We start from the raw sequence: 23,733 nt of genomic DNA on the forward strand, positions 1-23,733 counted from the left end.
GTCTCGCTGCGTTAAGACTTCACTGATAGCTTAGTCGCGGCGTCCAAAAATGTTTTCTAACTGATGTACACCATCCGGCGCAAGGTCGCGAATGATGTCCATAAAGTCGAGTTCGATCAGGCGCTGTACACGGTCAATCATCAACGGTGCCGGATGGCTGGGCTCGTGCTGCGTAAAGTACTGTTTCACTTTTTCCAGCATTAACTGCGCTTCAGCACGCGAGTTAAGTTGAGCACTGCGCCAGTCTGTAGCGGCGCGCGACGCGGCCCTGGGCGCGGTTGGGTTTTCGGTTTCCGGTGCAGACTGTACGGCCGCTGCCAGAGACTGTAACGCGCCGATATCGGTGGCCTGGCAACGCTCATTCAGCATGGCGAAGCTGCGCTGAAGCTGACTCATATCCGGTAAGGCCGTTTCATCCAGCTTTTCAGTCACCAGGCTACGAATGCGCTGCAAACGTTCGCCAATGTCCTGAATGGCCGCAACGCCGGGTTGCTCGCCTCGCGCCAGTTCATCATTAAGACGCGGCAGGCCGCCAGGGTAGTCTGGCACTTCCGTTTTACTGCCGTCACATAATGCAGCGGCATCGCGAAGCGTAATCCCGTCGGAAGCATAACGCAGCAACCACGACTGGCGCACCGCGCCCGCCAGGGCTGACTGGTCGCCCAGCACGGCCAGGGCATTGATGCGGTAAAAGGGATCGGGCTGGCCATCTTCTTCCAGACGTGGCCATAAGGTTTCCCAGTACTGCGACATGGCCTGCTCAATCAGTTGCAACCCCTGTGCATAGCCGGGCAACCCTTTGAGACGAGTCCAGGCGTGCGTCAGCGTGAGCATGACGCGTAAATCTTTGCTGCGGCTCATTAAATCCAGTGCCAGCTTTTCGACCTTGTTCCAGTCAGCCGGTTCGGCCGGAATGATGGTATTGCCGAACTGCTGCTCGGCTTTGCCTACGCTGGCCTGTTCCATCGCCTGAAAATCCGCATCGTATTCCAGGTTATCCCCGCAGGGATTATCGTGGCTTACCGGTATCAGCAACGTGTCAATATCAATACTCATCCGTTTCGCCTCAGGATTCAAACATAGGAGGATAAAGTCCATTTCGCCCGGGCTTTGCACCGCCCGCCGGATCGAATAACAGCGAAAATAACTGCGCTGTCAGGTTGCCGCTGTGGACATGGGTATAAAGCGGAAAACCGTCGCTCTGATTGGTCCACCAAAAACTGCTTTGAAACTGGGGATCAAAACTCTGTGATGGCAAATTCCAGCTCAGGGTGGAGGCATTATTCTCCCCGCTGCCGATCACCGATAAGATATCCGATGAGGCTTCGCCTTCCTGAGGCTGTGGAAGGGGAATACTTAACAACGCCTGATCAAACTGCTCGGGCGTGCCCCCCTCCTGAACCGCCCGCAATAAGGTATTGCCCATCTGGTGATACCAGTCACCGGCGCGGGCCAGCAGTAACGGGGCCCATTCCGTTGGCGTAAAGTAGCGCAACGCGCAGAGCGGATAATGTCGCCCGACGCTGTCGCGGGCGGCGGTCAGGCAGCCCATCTGAATCAGTTGCGTACCTAACATGGGCGGTATGACAAAATTCCACACGGGTGCTTTAAGAAAGGCCCGTGACGCGGAATGCTCGCCTTCCGCACTGGTTTGCCAGTGATGCAATCCTACCTGAAACCAGTTCGACCACTGGCGCTGCAGGGTATCGGGGAAACGTCGTTTTACGAAATCACCCGAACTGGGCAGTTTGCCGTACCAGCCAGGTGCTGCGTATTGAGTCATAGTCAGATCCTGTTTCAGGGACAGCTAAATGCAGGGAGCTGGAAGGGGTTCCTGATGCTGCCCGGCGTAAAGGACAACGTCACATTATGTCCGTCCACATTAAAGCTGGCTTCGCGCGTCAGTCCGCCGACCGAGGTGACCTGTGCGCGGTCAAAGAAGCGATTAAGCGCCCATGGCCCGCTGGTGGTCAGCGTGGAGGTCGTGCCATTCGTCAGGCCCAGTTGCATGCGCACCTGACTGGTTCCCCCCGGACCGGGCCAGCTGACTAACTGCACCGCCTGTGGACCATGACTGTAGCGTAAGATTTGCCCGTCCACGTCCAGCGTCATATTAAGAATGTCGTTGTCCATTTTTACCGTGCGCAACGTCACGCGGAAAGAAGGCGTGGTGGCACCATTGGCAAAAAACGCATCGCGAATCGACTGAGCCTGCTGGAACGGACGCAGCAGCGCTTCGCCCCCCGGTAACGTTTTACCATCAATGCCCGGCGTGAAACGCCATGCCGCGCGGGTGGTATCCACTTTACTGGCCAGATTGTCCCGGAAGAAGCTGTCCATCAGTCCGCTGCCTGGCGCAAACATGCGCGCCAGGTCGTCAGGCGTGACTTCACTTCGCGCGTTGCGCACTAAAGGATAGCGGCCGGCAATCGCCTGGCGACAGAAACTGCCAACTTCCATGGTAATGCGCTTGCGGACGTTATCCATATCGCGACGCTGTGCATCACTGCTGGCACCGACAGCCATACCGGAGACCATATTTTGCAGCGAGCCAGGCAAACGGCCCGCGCTGGCCTGCAGACGGCTGATCGCATCACTGGAGGGCGGTGGCATTCCGCTGTTCGCCGCGTCCTGTACGGCCGTGAGGTAACGATAGAGATCGTCAATCTGCTTCAGGAAATCATCCACGGCCAGCACTTTGCTGCCCTGCTGCAATGGCTGTGCCAGTTCGATAATCGGTGCGAAATGGGCCGTTACCGCTTGTTCAGGCGTTTGCTGCACCGCACCCTGTTCACCATTCGAGCGCGGCGAGGTAAACAGTGCCTGTAACGTGCGCGTGGCACTGTTATCTGATGCGGCTGCGGCATTTTTCGCGCTCTTGTCGTCAGGTTGTGCCCGCGTCAGCGTGAGCTGTTTACTCAAATTAATAACCAGTTGCCGCAGCGGGGAATGGTTACTGGATAACAGACGTGCGGTATTAATACGCTGCGTTAAATCGGCACTGCTGTTGAGCTGGATATCGCTGAGAAACTGCTCCCACTGGCGAATATAGTCCTGAATATACAGCTGACGCACCGCCATATCGGTTTGTTTGCTGTCTTCATGGGCCGTTTCGCCGCCCAGCACCCAGATATCATCCTTATAGAGGGCATCCGTAACGGGGGCGATCTCTTTATCAACGTGGTTCCAGTAGCCGTCGGGCGTGAAAAGTCCGGACACACCTTCATTCACGGATTTACCGCTTTTACGTGAGAACACCAGTTCGCTTTGCGGCCCACCCAGTGCAGCCAGGGTCACGGGTGACAATGCACTATCGCGTTCCAGCAGGCGTTTCAGGCGTCCGTAAACGCGCTGTGACAGCGGCATCTGACTAATCAGCGCCTGCTCGCGCTTTACCAGCGCGTCATCCTTCGCATAGGGTGAGGACTGGATCTGTGTTTCCAGCAACTGCTGCAGGTGCCACGCCAGCTGTTTCACCTCCGCCTGCGTCACATCCTGAGGCAGTTCACGGGAGATATTTAACATCATCCACGCCTGAAGAAACTTACCGTCATAGTGCTTTGGCTGATACAGCATCTGATAAGCCTTCAGGGCTTCATAGCTGTAATCGGCATCGCTGCCGTTGTCATTGCGTAACCAGCGGGTAATATTTTGCGCCACTTGTGGCATCAACAGTTGTTTAAGTGCACGATCGTATAACGCCTGCGTGGCGTCACTCACTTCGGTACCCCGATACAGCCCCATGCGACGCGTCAGCGGCGGATGCTCCAGGGAAAAAGACGCGCTTTCCGGCAGGTGCAACAGCGTGTTGAGATAAGGGACCAGCGCAAACAGGTTACCGTTCACCTCTTTTTGCAGTTTGTCACCCAGTTGCTCGACCTGCGGCGTTTTGGCCGCCATCTCCTGCAGATAAGTTTTATTTTTGTTGTAGCTGATCAGCCACAATGTCCCCGCAATCAGCACCAGGATAAGCAAGGCCAGGTAGCCCGACCAGAGCCCTACGCGATTACGGAGTTCCCACCAGCGATTGCTGCCCGCCAGGCCCGACTCCTGAAAGATGACGTTTTCCAGCACCCCTTTCAGGAAGAAACTCTGGCCTTTGTTCTGCGGAATCGGGGCCTCTTTATCCACCTTGTCCCAGCTACCTGACTCGCCCTGCTGCTGGCCCGGCAAGTGCAGTGCACGTGTCAGTTCGCCCATCACACGGTCAAATGGCAGCCCTTCCTGGGTGCCGCTGGCGAAATAGATCCCGCGCGGCGCAAACTGCGTTTCGAAATCAGAACGGGCAAAGAGAATATCCAGCGCTTCAGCCAACTGTGGGCGCAGCGCGGCAAATTCTTGTGGGAACAGATAACTTTCTGCCCGCGCCTGCGCATCACTTTCCGCCAGCAGAACATCCGCCAGCCCGGCATCCAGCCGCTGTTGCAACAGAGCATATTCCTGCTGGAACTGGCTGCTCAGTTCGAAATCCGCTGTCGAGGCTTTCGCCCATGGGAAGGTAAATCCCCAAATCTGTTCGCGCTGTGTTTTATCCAGGCTGGCAAAATAACTGCGGAAACCCTTTAACAGGTCAGCTTTAGTGACCAGCACATAAACCGGAAAGCGAATGCCCAGTTGATCGTGAAGTTCCATCAGGCGCTGACGCAGCGCCATCGCCTGATTACGCATGGCGTCGGGCGACTGCGACAACAGATCAGCCACGCTCAGTGTCACAATGACGCCGTTTACAGGCTGACGGCCACGGTATTTGCGCAGCAGCGCCAGAAAATGGTGCCATTCACTGGCATCACGCTCCTGCTGACTTTCCTGCGTGGTATAGCGTCCTGCGGTATCCAGCAGGACAGCTTCATTTGTAAACCACCAGTCGCAGTTTCGTGTTCCGCCAATACCGCGTAAGGCCGCTTTGCCAAATTTATCGGCCAGCGGAAACTGCAAACCGGAATTCACCAGCGCCGTCGTTTTACCCGCGCCAGGCGCACCGATAATCATGTACCACGGCAGTTGGTACAGGTACTGATGGCTGAAGCGCTGCGCCCAGAAAGGGGCGCCTTTGCTGCTCTGGCGCTGAAAATGCGCCTTTTTCAGCATTTCTGTCGCTTCAGAGAAGCGGCTGGCAAGCACCTGATCCTCACTGGTCAGGCGTTTGCGCTCTTCCTCAGGTGCGTCAGGTTTGCTGGTCTCCAGACTGGACATCAGTTTGCGGTTCAGCCAGTAGTTATACAGACGTGGAATCGCCTGACTCAGGCCCCAGACCACATACAGCAGCGCAATACTGATCATGCGGTTCTGTTCAGACTCCAGCGGCCGGGAATCCACTATCGAGAACACCGGGCCGATGACCCAAATGATAAATGATAACGCTGTGATACCGACGAAGCCCCACGCCAGGCGGCTGGTCAGTATCGAAAACAGGACATTCAGCATGGATTAGTTCCCTCTTGCCAGGCCGTTAAGTTCAGCTTTCGTCGTGTCAGGTGCGACCTGCAGCGTGATTTCAACACGACGGTTGCGGGCGCGGTTCTCTGCACTGTTATTAGGCACCAGCGGGTGCGTTTCGCCCCGCCCTTCCGCTTTGACACGTGACGGATTGGCCAGCTGTTTTTGCAACAGGTTCTGAACGGACTGAGCGCGAGCCAGCGACAGCTCGTAATTCGATGCAAAACGTGCACTGCGAATCGGTACGTTATCGCTGTATCCCACGACCAGGATTTTCCCGCTGACGTTGTTCATGGCCTCGGCAATGCGCTGAATCACCGCATCATAACGCCCACGAACTTCCGTTGATCCAGAGGCGAATAAGCCGTCTCCTTTCAGCGTCACCACGCTCTGATCGGCCTCGTCACGCACCGCGACCAGGCCTTCATCGATTTCTGGTTTGAGGAAGGACTTCAGGTTCAGTGACGGCGGCGGCGGCGGTGCCGGATTTCGAATCTGCACTTCGGGCAGCGTCGTCTGATAAATTTTGGCCAGCACCGGCGAGGTGTAATCCCCCAGCCGCCAGTTAAGCACAATGTAGAACAGGCAGGCCGCCAGGCCCGCCAGCGCGGCGCAGGCCCACAGCGGAATCATCGGTCGCCACAGTTTACGCAACACCGGTTGATCGGTAGGATGCGGCGAAAGCGCAGCGGCAAAACTTCCCCTGACGCTTCGGATCATCTGCAGCAGGCGCTGTTTAATGGTGTCCAGTTGTGAACGCCCGTTGTCGAGTACGCGGTAGCGCCCTTCGAACCCCAGCACCAGACAGAAATAAATTAGCTCCAGTAACAGAATATGCTGTCGCGGATTTTGTGACAGTTTAGCCAGCAGCTGGAAAAACTTTTCGCCACCCCAGGTTTCATTATGAAAAGTTACCAGCAAGCCATTACTGGTCCACACACCGCGGCTGCCCCAGGGCGTCAGCGCAGCGGCTTCGTCCAGCGCCGTACACAGGCAGTAACGTGCGCCAACGATCACTTCGTAGCTCAGACCCGACTGCTGACAGGCCAGCTCGAAACGACGAATCTGTTCGATAAGTTGCTGGCGTAAACGGGCGGGATCGTCATGCGATACCGAGTGACGAATCTGGGGAATGGCGTTGATCAGCGGATTAGCTGCGGCCACCAGCGTGTTCTGATGGCTCAGACTTAACTCCTGCTGAAAAGCATCACTGTTCGGTTTGTTTTGTTCCTGCATCATGCCTGCTCAGTTTGAATTATTCTGACTGACTGCGAATGGCCCAGAACTCCATGTTCAGGCCCGGAAACTCACCGGCAAGGTGCAGCGCGAAGGCACCCGATCGTTCCATCTCCTGCCAAAGCTCGCTGTTTTTATCCAACTCAAAATAGCTGTATCCGGCGTGCCAGGGGATTTGCGGGGGCGCGCCAGGCATGGCTCTCAGAGCCAGCCCCGGAAGCTGCAACTGCACGAGATCGCGAATTTTGGTCACAGGCGCGACCTTCATCTGTGCCGGGAAATGGGTTTTGAGTGCATCGGCGGGAACGCTTGCCTTGACGGCCAGCACAAAGCCAAATTCACGCACCATGCTGTTGTCTGGCACGGTGGCGACGTTCAGGCCGTGTGAACGCTGCGTCAGTGGCAGTTGAATGGCGCTCTCTTCCATGACCTGCGACAGCCCCTGACGCAGCAACAGGGTGAGGCGCGAAAAGCAACCTTGCAGATCATCGTGATCGTAAAGGGGAAGCGCGTCAGGCGTACGGGCCTGCGTCCAGGTTGCCAGTTCCGCGGCCAGTTGTAACCAGTGGCTGTAGAGCGTTTCAGGATGCAGTAACGGCAGGTGCTGCAGATGAGCGTGCAGCCCCAACTGGCGATTAAGGAGCGCCAGCAGCATGAAATCCACCATATCTGCACTGTTAAAACGCCCGGTACCTGGCGCGCGCTGGCTCAGTTGCTGGCTGCGCTGCTGAATCATACCGTGCAAATCCGTCATCATGCTCTGAAGCGGACGACTGCCTGCAAGCGTTAAGGTAGGAGGGATATAGTCATTGTCTAAACGAATGTGGTTGTCACTGCGTTTTTCAACAATCTGCGCCACGCCCATGGCCGTCCACTCTGCGGTCAGATCCTGCTCCAGCATTAACCGCAGGCGAAGCTTGCCAAACTGGACGGTGGCGGTGCCAACAGCCTGCGCGTTGTCATCTTCGACTTCCGCTTCCCAGGCGAGGTAGCGCGCCAGAGAATCTGGCGCATCTTCAAACGTTACCGCTTCGCGGCCATTACGCCGCGCGGGGATGGCCAGCACCACTTTCGCCCGGTCAATATTCGCGGGCACGTCTAAGGGGGCTGGACCTTGCTGGGGCTGGCTGAAAGCAAAAAACGTCCCATCCGGCAGACATCCACTGGCGGCATTGAGCGCCAGCTTGCCCTGCCGTAACAGCGCTTCATCAAATTCGAGATCGAAAAATCCCCAAATGTAAGGACGTTGCGACTGGCCCCATTCACGCAGCGAGCTTTGCAGAAAATTTTCTGCCTGCTGGAAATGGTGAGGACGCAAAAACATCCCTTCCGCCCAAACAACCTTTTCGGCTCTGTTCATAATCATCCTTTGAAGACGGTGTTATTGCTTAATGGGACGCATACCGGCATCGTCAACGATAATGTTGGCGTTTAGCTCACCATCATTGCTTTTCCAGAACTGCCAGAATGAACTGCTGTCGCTGTCCGGGAAAGGCAGCGCCAGCCGCCACACTTTGCCATCCAGCTTTTGATATTCCGCCATGATGCCGATAAACCGTGCCTCAGGCAGGCTTTTCGCACTCAGCGTTTTACTGAGCTGACCGGACATCAGGAAAAACTGCTGACTGTTAAGCAGCGTATTGCCTAATGCTGTCGCGGGTTGATTCTGTAATGTGAAGAAATCAGCGGACATAAACTCGGCATCCGACGTCAACAGCATGACGCGCACTTTGAGCGGCGCGCCGGCGTTGATGGGGGGATGCGCCTGAAAATTCAGGTTGTAGCGCGCGATATCGGGCTTACTGCTACTGCATGCGGTCAGCAGAAGTAGCAGGAAGGGCCAGAGCCATTTTTTCAGGCCAGCGCGCAAGTGGGTATGTGCCATATCTGCCCCTCCCTGCCCCTGACTTAGTTAATGATCCAGGTACCGTTATTGCTGTTCTGGCAGGCCTGGCTGTTGCCATCAACAGAGACGCAGGTCTTTTTCTTCGCGGCGGCACGCGCACGACGCTTAGGCTGATCGGCTTTGATGGTTTGGTCGTATAAATCGCTTTTTACCACTGCACGGAAAGGCACATAGCCAATGACTTTGACCGCATTAGTCGGTGCCTGAGGCGCGGCGCCCTTACTGTCGGTGGCTTTCGCGTCAGTTGCGGGTGGTGAAACCGCGTCAGCTTCTTCGCCCAGTGCCAGCCAGTTATTCTCTACCTGACCCACAACGGTATAGGTTTCACCCGTTTTCAGCGTTTCCACGACCTTGCCGCCAAAATCCGGGCGTGTCATCACAGAGGCAGGATACAGGGCACGGTAACTCTCATTGACGGCGGTGAACTGTGCAGGCGCAGCTACGGCATGACGGTGAATCAGGGTAGTGCCATCAACGGTATTGGTGACCATTGTGTCATCTGTCATTTTTGGCGGTGTTTTACAGCCTGCAACAGCAAAAACAAACATCAGGCTTAATGCAATTCGAAAGTTCACCATTTTTTTCATATTTAGTTCCATTAATACCCAAAAAAGTGGCCTTTGGCCGGTGGTCAGCGCGTCGTATTGTTGCACAACGTCAACTGGACGCCAGATGACGCCAAGTTATTGATTAACAATACAAGTTGCCTGAATAGGAGCGTTGATTGAGTGTAAATTTTATACGATGAGCATGAACAGTATAGGCACAGTTCATAAAACCTGATGACCGGAGAAGCGGGTCGGCTGAATTTCACAAAATACATTCAGCAAACTGACCCATTCCTAAAAGCAAACGGTATTAAAGCAGCCAGATTATGTTTTGGTAAGACACGATTTTTGTTAGGTAATCGTTAAACTTAACGGGGCTGGTTAATCGTTATTCGTGTGGGGAGAATGGTAACATCCTGCTTAAATTCCAGTCGATCTCACACAAATAGCAATAAATCAATGGGTTACAAAAAAATATGCAGCACCATAGCTACCGCACGAGCCTGTACATCCTGCTCGCCTGTGTAAAGTTCTTTTCCATTTATTAACATCTTACACAGCTTTACATATTGCCTTGAAAAATTCAATACAGCTCCCAGTTACGTAACTAAGTAATAGTATTTATGTTTTTTACTAACTCAAACAGATGACAATACGGTGAAACCTGCACATTTCGTACGTCTGATACTCATCTATGGTCTCAGCGCCCCTATCCTTTAGTATAAAAGCTTAAGCCAGATGAATATTTTAAGGTGCCGGATGGCCCTGAACGCTGAGAAAACCGTCAGCTCAAACGCGATGCGTAAGTTGAAAAGAGCAATTAAGTCAAATTTGGCCACCTGGTCTTTCTGAAACAAAATCAATAACACATATTAATCAAAGAGTTAAACGAAGCAATGGCGTTAAATTTAAGAGTATTCCTACCCGAAGGCGATACGCGCGGCCCTGGATTCGAACGCACTTCGTCCGCTTTGCGGGAAAAGTGGGCACAGAACCGTCCTGACGAATGACGAAACCTGTGTAGAGGCAGGTAAATGAAAAGCGTGGCAGTATTAAAACAGGCTGTGATGATGCGCGGCGCGAAGCTGCCACGCATCATCCCCTCTCACAAACGGGTGGCTGAAGGTATTCAGGTGGATTCTGCCCTGGCGAGCATCTTGCGGTAGTTATTAAGCCATTTCCCGCTTTTCAGCCGCCACCAGAAAAATCCGCCGCGCACCGTCCAGTCAAGGAACATGCCCAGCCAGACACCAATCACGCCCATACCGAGTTCAATGCCCAGCAGATAACCAATAACAACCCTTGCGCACCACATACTGAACATCGATACATACATCGTATAACGGGCATCACGCGCGCCCTTCAGGCCGGCGGGGAGCACCCAGGAGGCGGCCCAAATCGGCATAAACAGGGCATTCAGCCAGATAAGGTGTTTGGTGACGCTAATCACTTCCGGATCGCTGGTGTAGAAGCGTGCCAGCAGCCCCGCCAGCGGTATGGTCAGCGCAGCAACGCCTGTCAGACAGATTGTAGCCAACATATAGACGTGCTTGATTTGCCGCTCTGCCTGAAAAACCTGGTATTTACCTAAGCGTTTTCCCGTAATAATGGTCGACGCCGATCCCAGCGCATTACCAGGCAGGTTAATCAGTGAGGCGATTGAAAACGCGATAAAATTGCCGGCAATTTCGTTGGTGCCCATGCCCGCCACAAAGACCTGTGTCAGTAACTTCCCGCCGTTAAACAGCACGGATTCAATACTGGCCGGCACACCGATGCTTAAGACTTCAAATAAAATACTGCTGTTCCAGCGCCTGAAATAGCTGGACAGCGAAATTCTCAGTGAGGCGTTGAAGCCAATCATTAACACGTAGATGACCGCTATTGCGCCAATGTAGCGGGTAATTGTCAGCCCTAATCCGGCCCCCACAAAGCCCAGCCCCTTCCACGAAAAACAGCCATAAATCAGCACACTGCTGATAACGATGTTAAGGATATTCATCCCACCGTTAATCAGCATCGGTATTTTCGTGTTCCCTGCCCCACGCAGCGCACCGCTACCAATCAGCGTAATGGCCGCCGCCGGATAACTCCATGCGGAAACCTGCAGATAGCTGAGTGCCAGCGCTTTCACTTTCGGTTCTGCTGCGCCTGCGATGGCGTCAATAATCAGATGCCCCCAGAACTCAATGGCGATAACCAGCACCAGGGCTAATACCGTCATCATTGCCAGCGACTGCCGTGTTGCGGCGCGGGCCCGTTTACCATTGCGTCTGGCCAGGCTAAACGCGACCACTACCGTGGTTCCCAGGTCGATGGCGGCAAAAAAGGAGATGACGACCATGTTGAAGCTGTCTGCCAGCCCGACGCCGGCCATGGCTTCTTTGCCCAGCCAGCTCACCAGGAAGGTACTTAACACGCCCATCAGTAGCACACAGGCATTTTCAAAAAAGATAGGAACTGCAAGAGGCGAAATTTCACGCCAGTACAGCGTGCGGTAAGCGCGACGTTTCGGATACCACGCCGTGCGCTTAATCGCCTGCACCACTGCTACGCCGGGATTTTGCAAAGGAGTACCAAATATGAACATGTCGGGAAAGAACTCTAATGATGGTAGCGTAAAGTGAAATATGCAAAACGTTTTGCATTCCTGTTAAATCATCGTTACACACTTTTCTGCTCTCGCCTTTAGTCGCGCCGAATCGGTGCTGCCATGCTCCGGTCCACCCTCTTGCCTTAGCGAAAGCCATTGCTGCCCTGCACATCCTGATGCTGTCGGGTTAATCCGTTTTTTACTCAGTGCAGCATGATGCCCACTAGCCTCGCCCATAACAGGCAGCCGCAAAATGCGCGTGATCATAGATTCTTCACCCAATCCGTTGTTAAAACCGCTAAGCTGAGGAGCATTGTGGTAAGAACCTGAAAGGAGAAGTTATGCCAGCCCAACGGAAAAAGCTGACACGCGAACAGGCACTCGATGCGCTTGAGCAACTTTACAATGACGCCGTCGATGCGCTTCGTGCGTCCATCAAGGCCTACACGGAAGAAGGCGTGCTGCCGGACCCCGCCGCGCGTGAGCAAGGCCTGTTTGTTTATCCTGAATTACGCATTACCTGGCAGGGAGACGGACCGCAACAGAATCGCACGCGTGCATGGGGCCGTTTTACACATACAGGCAGTTACAGCACCACCGTCACCCGCCCCGCTTTGCTTCGTCATTACATTTCAGAACAGCTGGCGATGCTGGAAAAAGAGTACGACGTGGACATCGAAGTCGGCCCGTCACAGCAGGAGATTCCCTACCCGTATGTAATAGACGGCTCTGACCTGTCGCTGGACCGGACCATGAGCGCCGGCATAGCCCGTCATTTTCCCACGACTGAACTCTCGCAGATTGGGGATGAAACGGCAGATGGCTTGTTTCATGCTGACGCCACCTTTCCCCTTTCCCACTTTGATGCGCTGCGCACCGACTTTTCGCTGGCACGCCTGCGCCACTATACCGGCACGGCTGTGGAGTATTTTCAGCCGTTCGTGTTGTTTACCAACTACACGCGTTATGTGGATGAATTCGTCCGCTGGGCCATCGAACAGGTACGCGATCCGTCAACCCCGTTTGACAGCCTGGTGTGCGCCGGAGATGTCATCCTGACGGCTGACACGGAAAACAATGACGCGATGCTGTCCGATCTGGCCTGGAAAAAACATCAGATGCCTGCCTGGCATCTGACGTCACCGCATCGTCGCGGCATCACGCTGATCAATATCGGTGTGGGTCCTTCTAATGCCAAAACCATCTGCGATCACCTTGCCGTCATTCGCCCTCATGCCTGGCTGATGATAGGTCACTGCGGCGGTCTGCGCGAAAGTCAGCGTATTGGGGATTACGTGCTGGCCCATGCGTATTTGCGTGACGATCATGTACTGGACAGCGTGCTGCCACCGGATATCCCGATTCCCAGCATCGCCGAAGTTCAGCGTGCCCTCTACGATGCCACCAAATCGGTCAGCGGTATGCCCGGCGAAGAAGTCAAAGAGCGCCTGCGCACCGGTACTGTTGTCACCACCGATGACCGTAACTGGGAGCTACGTTACTCGGCTTCGGCCCTGCGCTTTAATCTCAGCCGCGCCGTGGCGGTGGATATGGAAAGTGCCACCATTGCCGCCCAGGGTTACCGCTTCCGGGTGCCTTATGGCACGTTACTCTGTGTTTCCGATAAACCGTTACACGGCGAAATTAAGCTGCCCGGTCAGGCGAATCGCTTTTACGACGGCGCCATCTCTGAACACCTGCAGATTGGGATTCAGGCGGTAGAGCTGTTACGGGCTGAGGGTGACAAGTTACATTCGCGTAAACTGCGAACGTTTAACGAACCCCCGTTCCGTTAAAGAGTAAAATCAAAGACGGTATTAAGGGTGAGTCTCTTTCACATTAATGCCGTCATCCCTTCTCCGTTTCTGCTGAATCAGGCTGCGTTCAGTACGGCAGTATTTATAAACCAGGCAAACACAGCCAGAATAGCCGGGACCATAAATGTCCAGATAAGGCGATTATTCAGGCTTTCAAATCGCGCATCCAGCTTATCGAATTGCTCATCCACCTTGTCGAATCGCTGATCCACCTTGTCGAAGCGACGATCCATTCCGTCGAGTCGTTTATCAATGCCATCAAGGCGATAGTCGATTCCGTCTAGCCGCTTATCCACGCCATCGAGCCGACAGTCGAGTCCGTCCAGCCGCTTATCCACGCCATCAAGCCGACTGTCGAGTCCGTCCAGCCGCTTATCCACACCATCAAGCCGACTGTCGAGTCCGTCCAGTCGCTTATCCACGCCATCAAGCCGACTGTCGAGTCCGTCCAGCCGCTTATCCACGCCATCAAGCCGACTGTCGAGTCCGTCGAACCGCTTATCCACGCCATCAAGCCGACTGTCGAGTCCGTCGAACCGCTTGTCCACGCCATCAAGCCGACTGTCGAGTCCGTCCAGCCGCTTATCCACGCCATCAAGCCGACAGTCGAGTCCGTCGAACCGCTTGTCCACGCCATCAAGTCGACAGTCGAGTCCGTCGAACCGCTTGTCCATACCCTCGAACCGACAGCCAAGTCCGTCCAGCCGCTTATCTGTCCCATCAAATCGGCTGTCAGTATCATCAAATTTCGCTATGACAACCGAGAAGCTGGCGTCAATGCTGTTAAACCGGTTAGTAACGTCGACTAATACCTTATTGATTTCAAAAATTTTGCTGTCAATACGATCCTGCCTGTTCTCAATACCGGCAAACTGACTCCCGACGTGTTCTACATTTTCTTCCAGGCTAGTGAATCGCTGAAGCATTTCAACGTGAAACAGCGTTTGCTCTGAGCGCAGTATTTCAAGATCGGTTTTCGTCGCAAATGCCGTCGCGCGCCCACTGAACAGCGCCAGATCAATTTTCATCTGATGGCTGTCTTGCTCCAGTCGCTCAAAGCGCTTTTCAAAATTTTCCATTGTTTTGCCTCCCGTCCCGCAATGACGGTCGATTACGTTTGGCTTTCCGCGATCCCGTTTTATACAAAGGTTGCCCATTATCGGTCCCTGACAGGCGGATTACATGCATCCGTTAACGTTATTCACGACCTGCTTCGACGTTATTGAAGCAAAGTCCCGCACAATAAACATTACCTGATTGAATAAGAACGCAAAATAAAACCAGCGTGCCGCCTTATTCAGAAGGTGTTGTCGAAGAGTAAGAGGTGAAAGGCGTGAAGAAAAGGCAGTTCATATTCATTTTGGAAGAGAATGCACAACGATTGAAAAAAGCTGAATCAGCATGGTGATGCATCGACGCGAAATATAACGCTAAAACCGTTACAGCATATTAACTATGCTGTAACGGTGAAGTTAATTATGCACTCAACCAGCCGAGCTTAATGACAAACAGCAGGGAAAGAATAATCAGCGCCGCATTAATTTCTTTCGTCCGTCCACTCAGCAGTTTCACCACGGTCCAGGTGATAAAGCCGAAAGCGATACCGTTTGCAATGGAATACGTTAATGGCATGGTCAGGGCCGTCACCGTAACAGGAGCCGCAGTAGTAATGTCTTTCCAGTCGATCTCGGCCAGGCCTGAGGTCATCAGCACAGCCACAAAGAGCAGTGCGGGTGCCGTGGCGTAAACCGGCACGCTGGAAGCCAGGGGTGAAAAGAACAGCGCCAGTAAAAACAGCACCGCCACTACCACAGCCGTTAATCCGGTACGGCCACCGGCGCTGACGCCTGCAGCCGATTCGACATAGCTGGTGGTCGTGGACGTTCCCAGCAGAGAACCAAACAGCGCCGCCGCACTGTCCGCCACAAGCGCGCGCCCCATTTTAGGCACGTTGCCCTCTTCGTCAGCCAGTCCGGCACGTTTGGTCACGCCCAGCAGCGTTCCCGTGTTATCAAACACGTCGACAAACAGGAACGCAAAAATCACGCTAATCAGACCCACGTTAAACGCACCCGCGATATCCAGATGCATAAACGTCGGGGCGATGGACGGCGGGGCAGAAAATACGCCGCCAAACGGCGTCAGGCCAATTCCCATGGAGATAAAGGTAATGATCAGAATGCCAATCAAAACCGCGCCCGTCACACGGCGCGCCTCCAGTACGACGATGATGATAAAACCTAACATCGCCAGCAGTGGTCCAGGCTTGGTCAAATCACCAATTCCTACCAGCGTGGCCGGATTGTCGACGACGATTCCCGCCCCTTCCAGCGCAATAATCGCCAGGAACAGACCAATACCGGCGGCAATCCCCGCACGCAACGGCAACGGAATGCTTTTGATAATCCATTCGCGAATTTTAAAGATTGATAACGCAAAGAAGATAACCGCAGACAGGAATACCGCGCCCAGCGCAATCTGCCAGGTGTAGCCCATGTGCAGCACAACGGTATACGTGAAGAACGCATTCAGGCCCATTCCCGGTGCCAGGGCGATAGGATAGTTGGCAATCAGTCCCATCAACACAGAACCAATTGCTGCCGCCAGACAGGTCGCGACGAAGACCGCACCTTTGTCCATGCCGGTCGCCCCTAAAATACTGGGGTTAACGAACAGGATATAAGCCATTGCCAGAAAGGTCGTGATCCCGGCGATGATTTCGGTGCGAACCGTTGTGTTGTGCGCTTTTAATTTAAATAGTTTTTCTAACATCATTATCTCTCGATGATAGAGACGTCACTCAGGTACGTGCTCTCTTGCCAAAGTTATTATCATGCTGTTTGTGGTAATGCCGACGGCTGGCCCGCGCCGTTGCAGGCCTGCTAAAAACCGGGGTTGCTTTCCTTTGTCATGTGAGCAATTGCTAAGGCTTAAGCAATTGCTGTGCCAGTCCGACACGCAATCGATTACCTGGATAAGCGCAAACGAGCCTTAAGAGAATTCTGAACCGAATCAGGGCGCGATTATGGTGCATTGCCCCCTAAATGCGCAAACGTTTTCCTTTCGATGCCGAAAAGGCAAAAAAAGGGTGCTGACGCACGCTTCAACACTTTGTGAGGCGACGCTGGTCACGTTTCAGCCGCATTAACCTGCAGGCAAAAGGGGAATGTGTAAACTCGAAATTAACTCTTTAGTAACATTGAGGTCACACAATGAAGCCAGCAGTTCTGGTGGTGGATGATGATCCTGCGGTCTGCGATCTGTTGCAGGACGCGCTCAGTGAACATGCTTTACGGGTTTATCGTTGTCATCAGGGTAAAGAGGCGCTGGCGATGGTCAGTGCTCACCCGGACATCGCGCTGGTAATGTTGGATATGATGTTGCCTGATACCAATGGATTGCTGGTGCTCCAGCAGTTGCAGCGTCAACGGCCTGATATCCTCGTAATCATGCTGACCGGCATGGGATCGGAATCGGAGATGGTCGTGGGTCTGGAGATGGGCGCGGACGACTATATTGCTAAACCATTCAATCCCCGCGTGGTCGTGGCCCGCGCACGCGCCGCCCTCAGACGCAGCGGACGTGCCGCAACCAGTGATGACGCGCAGTCAGGCTGGCGCTTCAATGGCTGGGTGCTTGATGAAGCGCGCTGCCAGTTACTCAACCCTCAACGCGAAACGGTTCCCCTGACGCAGGGGGAATATACTTTGTTACGCGCCATGGTACGGCATGCACGCAAGGTCCTGACGCGCGATCAGTTATTAGAACTGACCCACAGCGAGACGATGGATGTCTTTGACCGCACGATCGATGTGCTGATCATGCGGTTACGCCGTAAAATTGAAGCCAATCCGCATCAGCCCGGCCTGATCCGCACTATCCGCGGGCTGGGCTATGTTTTTTCTGCCGATGTGGTCAAACCTGAAGGGCTGGGACTTTCCACACAAACCGCCTGAGCCATCCATTCACGCATGTCGCGCAAGGGGCGAATGCCGTCTGTCGCATTGGCGGCACGCAGATTAAAACAGGCGCAGGTATGGGCCAGTTTCAGCGTCGAGACCATATCCTCGCCTTCATGGCTGGCAAACAGCACGCCCGCACAAAACGCATCACCCGCTCCGACGCTGCCCACAATGGCGTCGGGTGCCAGCTGCCAGGCGGGCTGCCAGGCACCTTCGCCGTCCGCTTCACGTCCCCATGCGCCCTCGGGCGCATGGATAACAACACGCTGACGCACGCCCTGCTCCGCCAGCCACTGCGCGGCACGGGCAAAAGCGGCGGGCGGCTGAATGCCGCGGCCATCACGTAACAGCACGCCTGACAACGCCTGCGCTTCCAGTTCATTAATCACCAGATAATCCAGCCAGCGTAAGGCGGGCAGCACCTGAGGGCGGTAATCGCCCGCGCGGGAAGCCAGATCCAGGGACGTGAAATAGCCCCGCTGCTGCATGTGTGCCAGCAACCGGGCGCTGCGGGTACCAAATTCGCTGTCCACGCTATCCAGCGTTTCCAGCAGCAGCAAATACCCCAGATGAAAGATGCGCTGTGCGTCATCGACGGCGGCGAAGTGCGGTCTGTCCAGTAAGCTGTTGGCACCGGGTGAAAAGAAAAAAGTCCGTTGTCCGTCCGGTGTCGTCATCACCTGGGTCATCGCTGTAGGCTTGTCGTCGGTGCGCTGCACTAACCGGTAGTCAATCTGCGCCGCTTTCATCATAGCCAGCAGAAAATCGCCATCGGCGTCATTGCCGAGCAGGCCAATCGCCGCCAGCGGCAGTGTGCACTGCATGCGCGACAGCGTGAGCAGAACATTGAGCGGCGCGCCACCTGCGGCCTTTTCGCTGTGCTGTATTTCGGTCAGCCAGCCCTGTTCCGGCCAGTGGCTGATGCGATGCACATAATCCACCAGCATGACACCTGCGGCCAGAATGCCGCTTCGCGTTGCCATTTACGCCTGGCCTGCGCTGCCGAAAATGTTCATCTGCTGCATAACGGTTTCACAAATCGCCTTTTCCACCGCCATCAGTAACTCTGCGAACTCATCATAACGGGTATTGCGCGAGGCCAGGCTGCGTTCCACCGCGTCAAGGGCCGCCTGAGACATGCCGGTGTAAAAGTTAATTTTGTGGATACCGAGTGAGATTGCCCGACGGAAATCCGCGTCGCTGATGCCCGACCCGCCGTGCAGCACCAGCGGTACACCGGTTTGCTGACGAATCGCCGCCAGCCGGTCAAAATCCAGTTTGGGTTCCCCTTTGTATTTGCCGTGCGCATTACCAATGGCGACCGCCAGCGTATCAATGCCGGTTTCGCGCACAAATTCAGCGGCCAGTCGCGGATCGGTAAATTTCTCGCTGTCCGCTTCCCCAAACAGTGCGCCGCCTTCATCACCCCCGACTGCGCCCAGCTCTGCCTCAACGGAAACGCCGACGGCATGTGCGGCGCGAACCACTTCCCGCGTCTGGCGAATGTTCTCTTCATAGCTCAGGGTCGAACCGTCAAACATCACCGAGGTGAACCCGAGACGAATCGCCTGCATTACCGCCTCAAAGTGCAAGCCATGATCCAGGTTCAGCACCACCGGAACAGTATGCTTCGCGGCTTCAAAACGGATCGCCTCAGTAATCTGATCAAGCGTGACGTACTTAAAATGCACTTCGGCAATGTTGATAATAAACGGCGAGCGCTGTCGCTCTGCCGCATCAAACAGCGCACGCAGGAAATGGCTGTCCAGGACATTAAACGCGCCCAGCGCATAACCCTGTTGCTGGGCATGCGCCAGCCCCTGTGCCAGAGAAATCAAAGCCATCATTCACTCCTCAAGGTGAGCCAGCGGGAATAGTCGTTACAAAGCAGCCTCTGGGGTTCTTCATCCTCGTCAAGGTCATTGAAACGCGCCAGCGGCGTCAGGAAGACGTTGTCGTTGTCATCATCGTTGGGCATGGAGACTTCCCCCACCAGAACGTCACCAAAGCCGTTTTCGCCCCAGAAGCTGTGCCAGACGCCCGCGACGAGCGTGACACTTTCACCAGGGGAAAGCCTGATCTGCGAACCCGCCGAATGGGTTTGCCGGATGCCGTCCAGGGAAACCGTCACCGGCGTGGCGGCTTTGTCATGGCCTTCACGGTTATACAGCTCGACAATCAGGTTGCCGCCGCCGCGATTAATAATGTCTTCCATCTTGCGCGGATGGTAATGCATCGGCGTTACCTGCCCTTCACGCACGTGCATCACTTTTTCTGCATAAGGTTTGTGCCAGGGCGTTCCGTGCGGCGAGCCGTTGCGGAGTGTGAATAACGTCAGGCCGGTTTGCAGAAAATCGTCGCCACCAAAACTGGTCAGATCCCAGCCCAGGCGTAAGGCAACGATTTCAGTGATGTCCTCCTGTTGCTGACGCCACTGCCGGAGACCGTAATCGGCCCAGGACGGCAGAGGGACGTCCTGACGGGTGAAAAAGTCTCGCGTATATTGCAACTGTCTGTTCACGTCGGCGCGTTTCATCTTCCGCTCTCCCGTTAAGGCGGCACCCTGTGATGCCGCCTGCTGGTTTATTTCACGGTCCAGCCTTTGTAGCTGCCGACATTATTACGGTCGATCAGCTTCACCGGGATCAGCACGGGTTTATCCGGTGCGGGTTTTCCCTGCAGGATGTCGTAACCGATTTCGACGGCTTTCGCGGCCATCACCTGAGGATCCTGAGCGGGCGTGGCGGCAAAGAGCGAGTTCTTACGCTTCAGCGCTTCTTCGCCGTCCGGTGAACCGTCCACTCCGACAATAAAGAACTCGTTACGCTGTGCCTGTTTCGCCGCTAAATCCGCGCCAATTGCGGTTGGATCGTTAATCGCGAACACGGCATCAATTTTCGGGTTGGCCGACAGCAGGCCGGTCATCACTTCCAGGCCGCCTTCACGGCTGCCTTTGGCGTTCTGATTAGAAGAAAGCAGTTTGATGTCAGGATGGCGTTTCAGCGCCGTCATACAGCCTTCCACGCGGTTTTGCACCGCCGAGACCGGCGGCCCGTTGATAATGACGACGTTGCCTTTGTCTTTCAGACGGTCAGCGATATATTTACAGGCCATTTCACCGGCCTGAGTGTTATCCGAGGTGATCGTCGCGTTGGCACCGTCGGCGGCGACGTCGACAGCCACCACCACAATCCCGGCATCCCGTGCGCGTTTCACTGCGGGCGCGATCCCTTTTGAGTCCGCGGCATTCAGGATAATCATGTCGACTTTAGCGGCGATGAAGTTATCTATCTGCCCTACCTGCTGTCCAAGATCGTAGCCACTCGACACCAGCGTCACCTTGACGTTATCGCCAGCCAGCTGGCGCGCCTTCATCTCTGCGCCCTTGGAGATTTGCACGAAGAACGGGTTAGCCAGATCGCCCACCGTCACGCCAATCGATTTCAGTTCTTTTGCCTGAGCCATACCGGCGCTGAGCAGCGTTGCCGCCAGCAACCCGGTTACAATCGGATTAAAACGCATAGATCTTCTCCTGCTGTTATTTATCGGCCAACTGCTGAATGGCGCGTTGTGTACTCTCTGCATAGGGGACATCAGCCCACATGATGACGCGTGCGATATTTGTCGATCAGCACGGCGATGATGATCACGGCACCTTTAATCACCAGCTGCCAGAAATAAGAAACGCCCATCAATGTCATGCCGTTGTTCAGCGTGGCAATAATCAGTGCGCCAATCAGCGTGCCGGTAATGGTGCCGATTCCCCCCACAAAACTGGTGCCGCCCAGAATGACCGCCGCAATGGCATCCAGCTCGTAACCCATGCCCAGATTGCCGTTGGCGCTGTAGAGACGTGAAGCGCTCATCAGTCCGCCCAGGCCGGACAGTAAGCCGCTCATCCCGTAAACGAACAGCAGTACCAGCCCGACTTTGATCCCAGTCAGACGGGCTGCCTGGATATTGCCGCCTACGGCGTAGATGTGAACGCCCAGCGTGGTGCGGCGCAGGATGAACCAGCAAAGCGCAATCACCGCGAACGCAATAACAATCAGCCACGGTACCGGCCCCAGATAGCCATTGCCTATCCACTCGAAATTGATATCGGCGTTGATGACCGTGGTGCCGTTCGCCAGCAGATAGGCGGCTCCGCGCAGTGCGGTATAGGTGCCCAGCGTCACGATAAACGGCGGAAGCCCGGCCCAGGCCACCAGAATGCCGTTAAACAGGCCCATCGCCAGCCCGGCTCCCAGCGCCATCGGAATCGTGAGCGAGGCCAGCATCGGATCCAGCGAAGTGAGCAACGCCACCACCGCCGTCGTGCCCAGCATTGAGCCGACAGATAAATCGATACCGCCGGTAAGAATGACAAACGTCATGCCTGCGGCCAGTACAATGTTGATGGACGCCTGGCGCGTAATATTCAGTAAATTGGCTTCGGTAAAGAAATTGGGTGTGACAACGCCGAAGACCGCCACGATTAAAATCAAAATGGGTAAAATGCCGACGGTCTGCATGATGTCGCCCATCAGGGCTCGTCTGACCGTGGGTGGATGAATCCGTGCCGTTTGTGTCATGGTTTTATCCTCATACTTCAAGCGGTGATGCGCTATACGCACCAGTTGCCAGCGTCATGATGTTTTCCTGACCGATCTCGTTACCTGCCAGTTCCCCTGCGATAGTGCCTTCATGCATCACATAAACCCGGTCACTCATGCCGACCACTTCCGGTAATTCACTGGAGATCATCAGAATGGCTACGCCCTGTCGCGCCATATCCTGCATCATGCGGTAAATCTCGCTTTTGGCCCCGACGTCCACGCCGCGCGTCGGCTCATCCAGGATGAGAATGCGCGGACCAATGGCAATCCAGCGGGAAATCAGCAGCTTCTGTTGGTTGCCACCGGACAGGCCTCCTGCCCGCACCAGCGCGTGGGGAACCCGGATATTGAGCGCGGCAATCGCCTCGCTGGCGATCTTTCTGGCTTGACGGCGGTTCAGCATGCCGTACTGCGCATCCCGTTCCAGCGTGGCCATCACGATGTTTTCCTGTGCAGCCATTTCGAGGAATAATCCCTGTTCTTTGCGGTTCTCGGTCAGGAAGCCAATGCCGTGCGCAATCGCTTCTCTTGGGGAGTGAATCTCTACCTTCTGGCCGTCCACCCAGATTTCACCCTGCTGAAGCCGGTGCACGCCAAAAATCAGCTGGGCCAGTTCGCTGCGTCCCGCACCAACCAGGCCGGCCAGGCCAACAATTTCGCCTGCCCGCACGTTAAGGCTACAGGGCTGTACCTTGCCGCCATCGGACAGGTTGTGCAGAGCCAGACGCACCTCGCCGCGAGGAATGGTGCGGTCTTTATTGAACAGATCGCTGAGTGGGCGTCCCACCATCATGCGCACCAGCTCGCTGGCGTTAAGGTTGTCGCGCGTCAGACTGCCGACGTACTGCCCGTCGCGCAGTACGCTGACGCGATCCGACAGCTCATACACTTCCGCCATGCGATGACTGATATAGATAATCGCCATTCCCTGGCTGCGCAGCCGTTTGATCAGGGCAAAGAGTTGTTCAGTTTCGCGGCTGGATAAGGCGGCGGTGGGCTCATCCATCACCAGAATACGGCTGTTGCGATGCAGGGCGCGCGCAATCTCCACCTGTTGCTGCTCGGCAATGCTCAGCCTGCTGACTTTGTCCGTTGCGCTGAACTGCGCGCCTAAGTGGTTAATAACCTGCTGCGCTTCACGGGCCATCTGGTGACGCCTGACCATGCCAGCACGGGTGATTTCGCTTCCCAGAAAGATGTTTTCTGCCACGGTGAGATTCGGAGCAAGGTTGATTTCCTGATAGATCAGCGTAATCCCGGCCGCTAATGCCGCTTTCGGTCCTTTAAGCGGATACGGCTCGCCGTTGATCAACACCTCGCCGCTGGTGGCGGTATAGGCCCCCGCCAGGATCTTCATCAGGGTGCTTTTGCCCGCGCCATTCTCCCCCATCAGCGCATGCACCTCGCCAGGATAAACGGTCAGGTCAACGCCTTTCAGTGCGTAGAAGTGGCCAAAACGCCGGGTGATCTGACGCATTTCAAGTATCGGCTTAGCTGTCATCGCCCCGCTCCTGCTGATTATGGATAGCCGCGAGTTAAGCAGGAGAAGATAAATGGATAATGTCAGCGGCCATTCATATTTGTCATATTCCGCTTCGCACTCACTTTTATACTCGCCCTATCGTCGCATGGCCGGA

Annotated in this window: 18 protein-coding genes; 2 read left to right on the top strand and 16 right to left on the bottom strand. The window is 55.1% G+C overall.

Going from position 1 to position 23,733, the window contains the following annotated elements:
* Nucleotides 1-30 precede the first annotated feature (30 nt).
* The 8 genes from tssA to C7434_RS07930 form a co-directional block, all read right to left on the bottom strand.
* The gene (gene tssA, locus C7434_RS07895; RefSeq protein ID WP_033742167.1) at nucleotides 31-1,056 is read right to left on the bottom strand and encodes a type VI secretion system protein TssA; all 1,026 of its coding nucleotides are present in this window, start codon (nucleotides 1,054-1,056) and stop codon (nucleotides 31-33) included.
* A 10-nt stretch (nucleotides 1,057-1,066) separates the two neighbouring features.
* Complete coding sequence (tagF, locus tag C7434_RS07900; RefSeq protein WP_033742168.1) at nucleotides 1,067-1,783, bottom strand: type VI secretion system-associated protein TagF; 717 nt, start codon at nucleotides 1,781-1,783, stop codon at nucleotides 1,067-1,069.
* Between the two features lie 14 nt (nucleotides 1,784-1,797).
* On the bottom strand, nucleotides 1,798-5,424 hold the full coding sequence (gene tssM / locus C7434_RS07905; RefSeq protein ID WP_033742169.1) for a type VI secretion system membrane subunit TssM: 3,627 nt from the start codon (nucleotides 5,422-5,424) through the stop codon (nucleotides 1,798-1,800).
* Between the two features lie 3 nt (nucleotides 5,425-5,427).
* Nucleotides 5,428-6,675, bottom strand: a complete 1,248-nt coding sequence (locus tag C7434_RS07910) for a DotU family type VI secretion system protein (protein ID WP_080752842.1) — start codon at nucleotides 6,673-6,675, stop codon at nucleotides 5,428-5,430.
* A 16-nt stretch (nucleotides 6,676-6,691) separates the two neighbouring features.
* Complete coding sequence (gene tssK / locus C7434_RS07915) at nucleotides 6,692-8,032, bottom strand: type VI secretion system baseplate subunit TssK (RefSeq protein ID WP_033742173.1); 1,341 nt, start codon at nucleotides 8,030-8,032, stop codon at nucleotides 6,692-6,694.
* A gap of 21 nt (nucleotides 8,033-8,053) precedes the next feature.
* Entirely contained in the window at nucleotides 8,054-8,557 is a 504-nt protein-coding gene (gene tssJ / locus C7434_RS07920; protein WP_133745325.1) for a type VI secretion system lipoprotein TssJ, read from the bottom strand.
* 23 nt (nucleotides 8,558-8,580) lie between these two features.
* Nucleotides 8,581-9,177, bottom strand: a complete 597-nt coding sequence (locus C7434_RS07925; protein WP_033742175.1) for a hypothetical protein — start codon at nucleotides 9,175-9,177, stop codon at nucleotides 8,581-8,583.
* A gap of 1,078 nt (nucleotides 9,178-10,255) precedes the next feature.
* Nucleotides 10,256-11,671, bottom strand: a complete 1,416-nt coding sequence (locus tag C7434_RS07930; RefSeq protein WP_033742240.1) for an EmmdR/YeeO family multidrug/toxin efflux MATE transporter — start codon at nucleotides 11,669-11,671, stop codon at nucleotides 10,256-10,258.
* A 389-nt stretch (nucleotides 11,672-12,060) separates the two neighbouring features.
* Between C7434_RS07930 and C7434_RS07935 the strand changes: the two genes are divergently transcribed.
* On the top strand, nucleotides 12,061-13,515 hold the full coding sequence (locus tag C7434_RS07935) for an AMP nucleosidase (protein ID WP_033742179.1): 1,455 nt from the start codon (nucleotides 12,061-12,063) through the stop codon (nucleotides 13,513-13,515).
* Nucleotides 13,516-13,592: 77 nt separating this feature from the next.
* Here C7434_RS07935 and C7434_RS22175 read toward each other — a convergent pair whose 3' ends face one another.
* Both C7434_RS22175 and C7434_RS07945 read right to left on the bottom strand, forming a co-directional pair.
* Nucleotides 13,593-14,615 (bottom strand): hypothetical protein, encoded by a 1,023-nt coding sequence (locus tag C7434_RS22175; protein ID WP_226374534.1) that lies wholly within the window; start codon nucleotides 14,613-14,615, stop codon nucleotides 13,593-13,595.
* A 397-nt stretch (nucleotides 14,616-15,012) separates the two neighbouring features.
* Complete coding sequence (locus C7434_RS07945) at nucleotides 15,013-16,311, bottom strand: NCS2 family permease (protein WP_199227855.1); 1,299 nt, start codon at nucleotides 16,309-16,311, stop codon at nucleotides 15,013-15,015.
* 437 nt (nucleotides 16,312-16,748) lie between these two features.
* On the opposite strand from C7434_RS07945, the gene C7434_RS07950 reads away from it, so the two are divergent.
* Nucleotides 16,749-17,492, top strand: a complete 744-nt coding sequence (locus C7434_RS07950; protein WP_033739476.1) for a response regulator transcription factor — start codon at nucleotides 16,749-16,751, stop codon at nucleotides 17,490-17,492.
* Here the strand turns inward: C7434_RS07950 and C7434_RS07955 are convergent.
* The 6 genes from C7434_RS07955 to C7434_RS07980 all read right to left on the bottom strand — a co-directional run bounded on the left by C7434_RS07955 (nucleotide 17,429) and on the right by C7434_RS07980 (nucleotide 23,597).
* Nucleotides 17,429-18,481, bottom strand: coding sequence for a carbohydrate kinase family protein (locus C7434_RS07955; RefSeq protein ID WP_133745326.1), 1,053 nt, complete (start codon nucleotides 18,479-18,481; stop codon nucleotides 17,429-17,431). The genes C7434_RS07950 and C7434_RS07955 overlap by 64 nt on opposite strands.
* The gene (locus C7434_RS07960) at nucleotides 18,482-19,342 is read right to left on the bottom strand and encodes a ketose 1,6-bisphosphate aldolase (protein WP_033739478.1); all 861 of its coding nucleotides are present in this window, start codon (nucleotides 19,340-19,342) and stop codon (nucleotides 18,482-18,484) included.
* Entirely contained in the window at nucleotides 19,342-20,034 is a 693-nt protein-coding gene (locus C7434_RS07965) for a D-lyxose/D-mannose family sugar isomerase (protein ID WP_033739480.1), read from the bottom strand. Before C7434_RS07965 ends, C7434_RS07960 begins: the two co-directional genes overlap by 1 nt.
* A 47-nt stretch (nucleotides 20,035-20,081) precedes the next feature.
* On the bottom strand, nucleotides 20,082-21,020 hold the full coding sequence (locus C7434_RS07970) for an ABC transporter substrate-binding protein (protein WP_133745327.1): 939 nt from the start codon (nucleotides 21,018-21,020) through the stop codon (nucleotides 20,082-20,084).
* A 71-nt stretch (nucleotides 21,021-21,091) separates the two neighbouring features.
* Nucleotides 21,092-22,072, bottom strand: coding sequence for a ribose ABC transporter permease (locus C7434_RS07975; protein WP_033739482.1), 981 nt, complete (start codon nucleotides 22,070-22,072; stop codon nucleotides 21,092-21,094).
* 10 nt (nucleotides 22,073-22,082) lie between these two features.
* Nucleotides 22,083-23,597: a sugar ABC transporter ATP-binding protein gene (locus C7434_RS07980; RefSeq protein ID WP_033739484.1), complete on the bottom strand. Its 1,515-nt coding sequence runs from the start codon at nucleotides 23,595-23,597 to the stop codon at nucleotides 22,083-22,085.
* Between the last annotated feature and the right edge of the window lie 136 nt (nucleotides 23,598-23,733).

Source organism: Pantoea sp. PNA 14-12 (genome assembly GCF_004364735.1).
GTDB classification, from domain to species: domain Bacteria; phylum Pseudomonadota; class Gammaproteobacteria; order Enterobacterales; family Enterobacteriaceae; genus Pantoea; species Pantoea stewartii.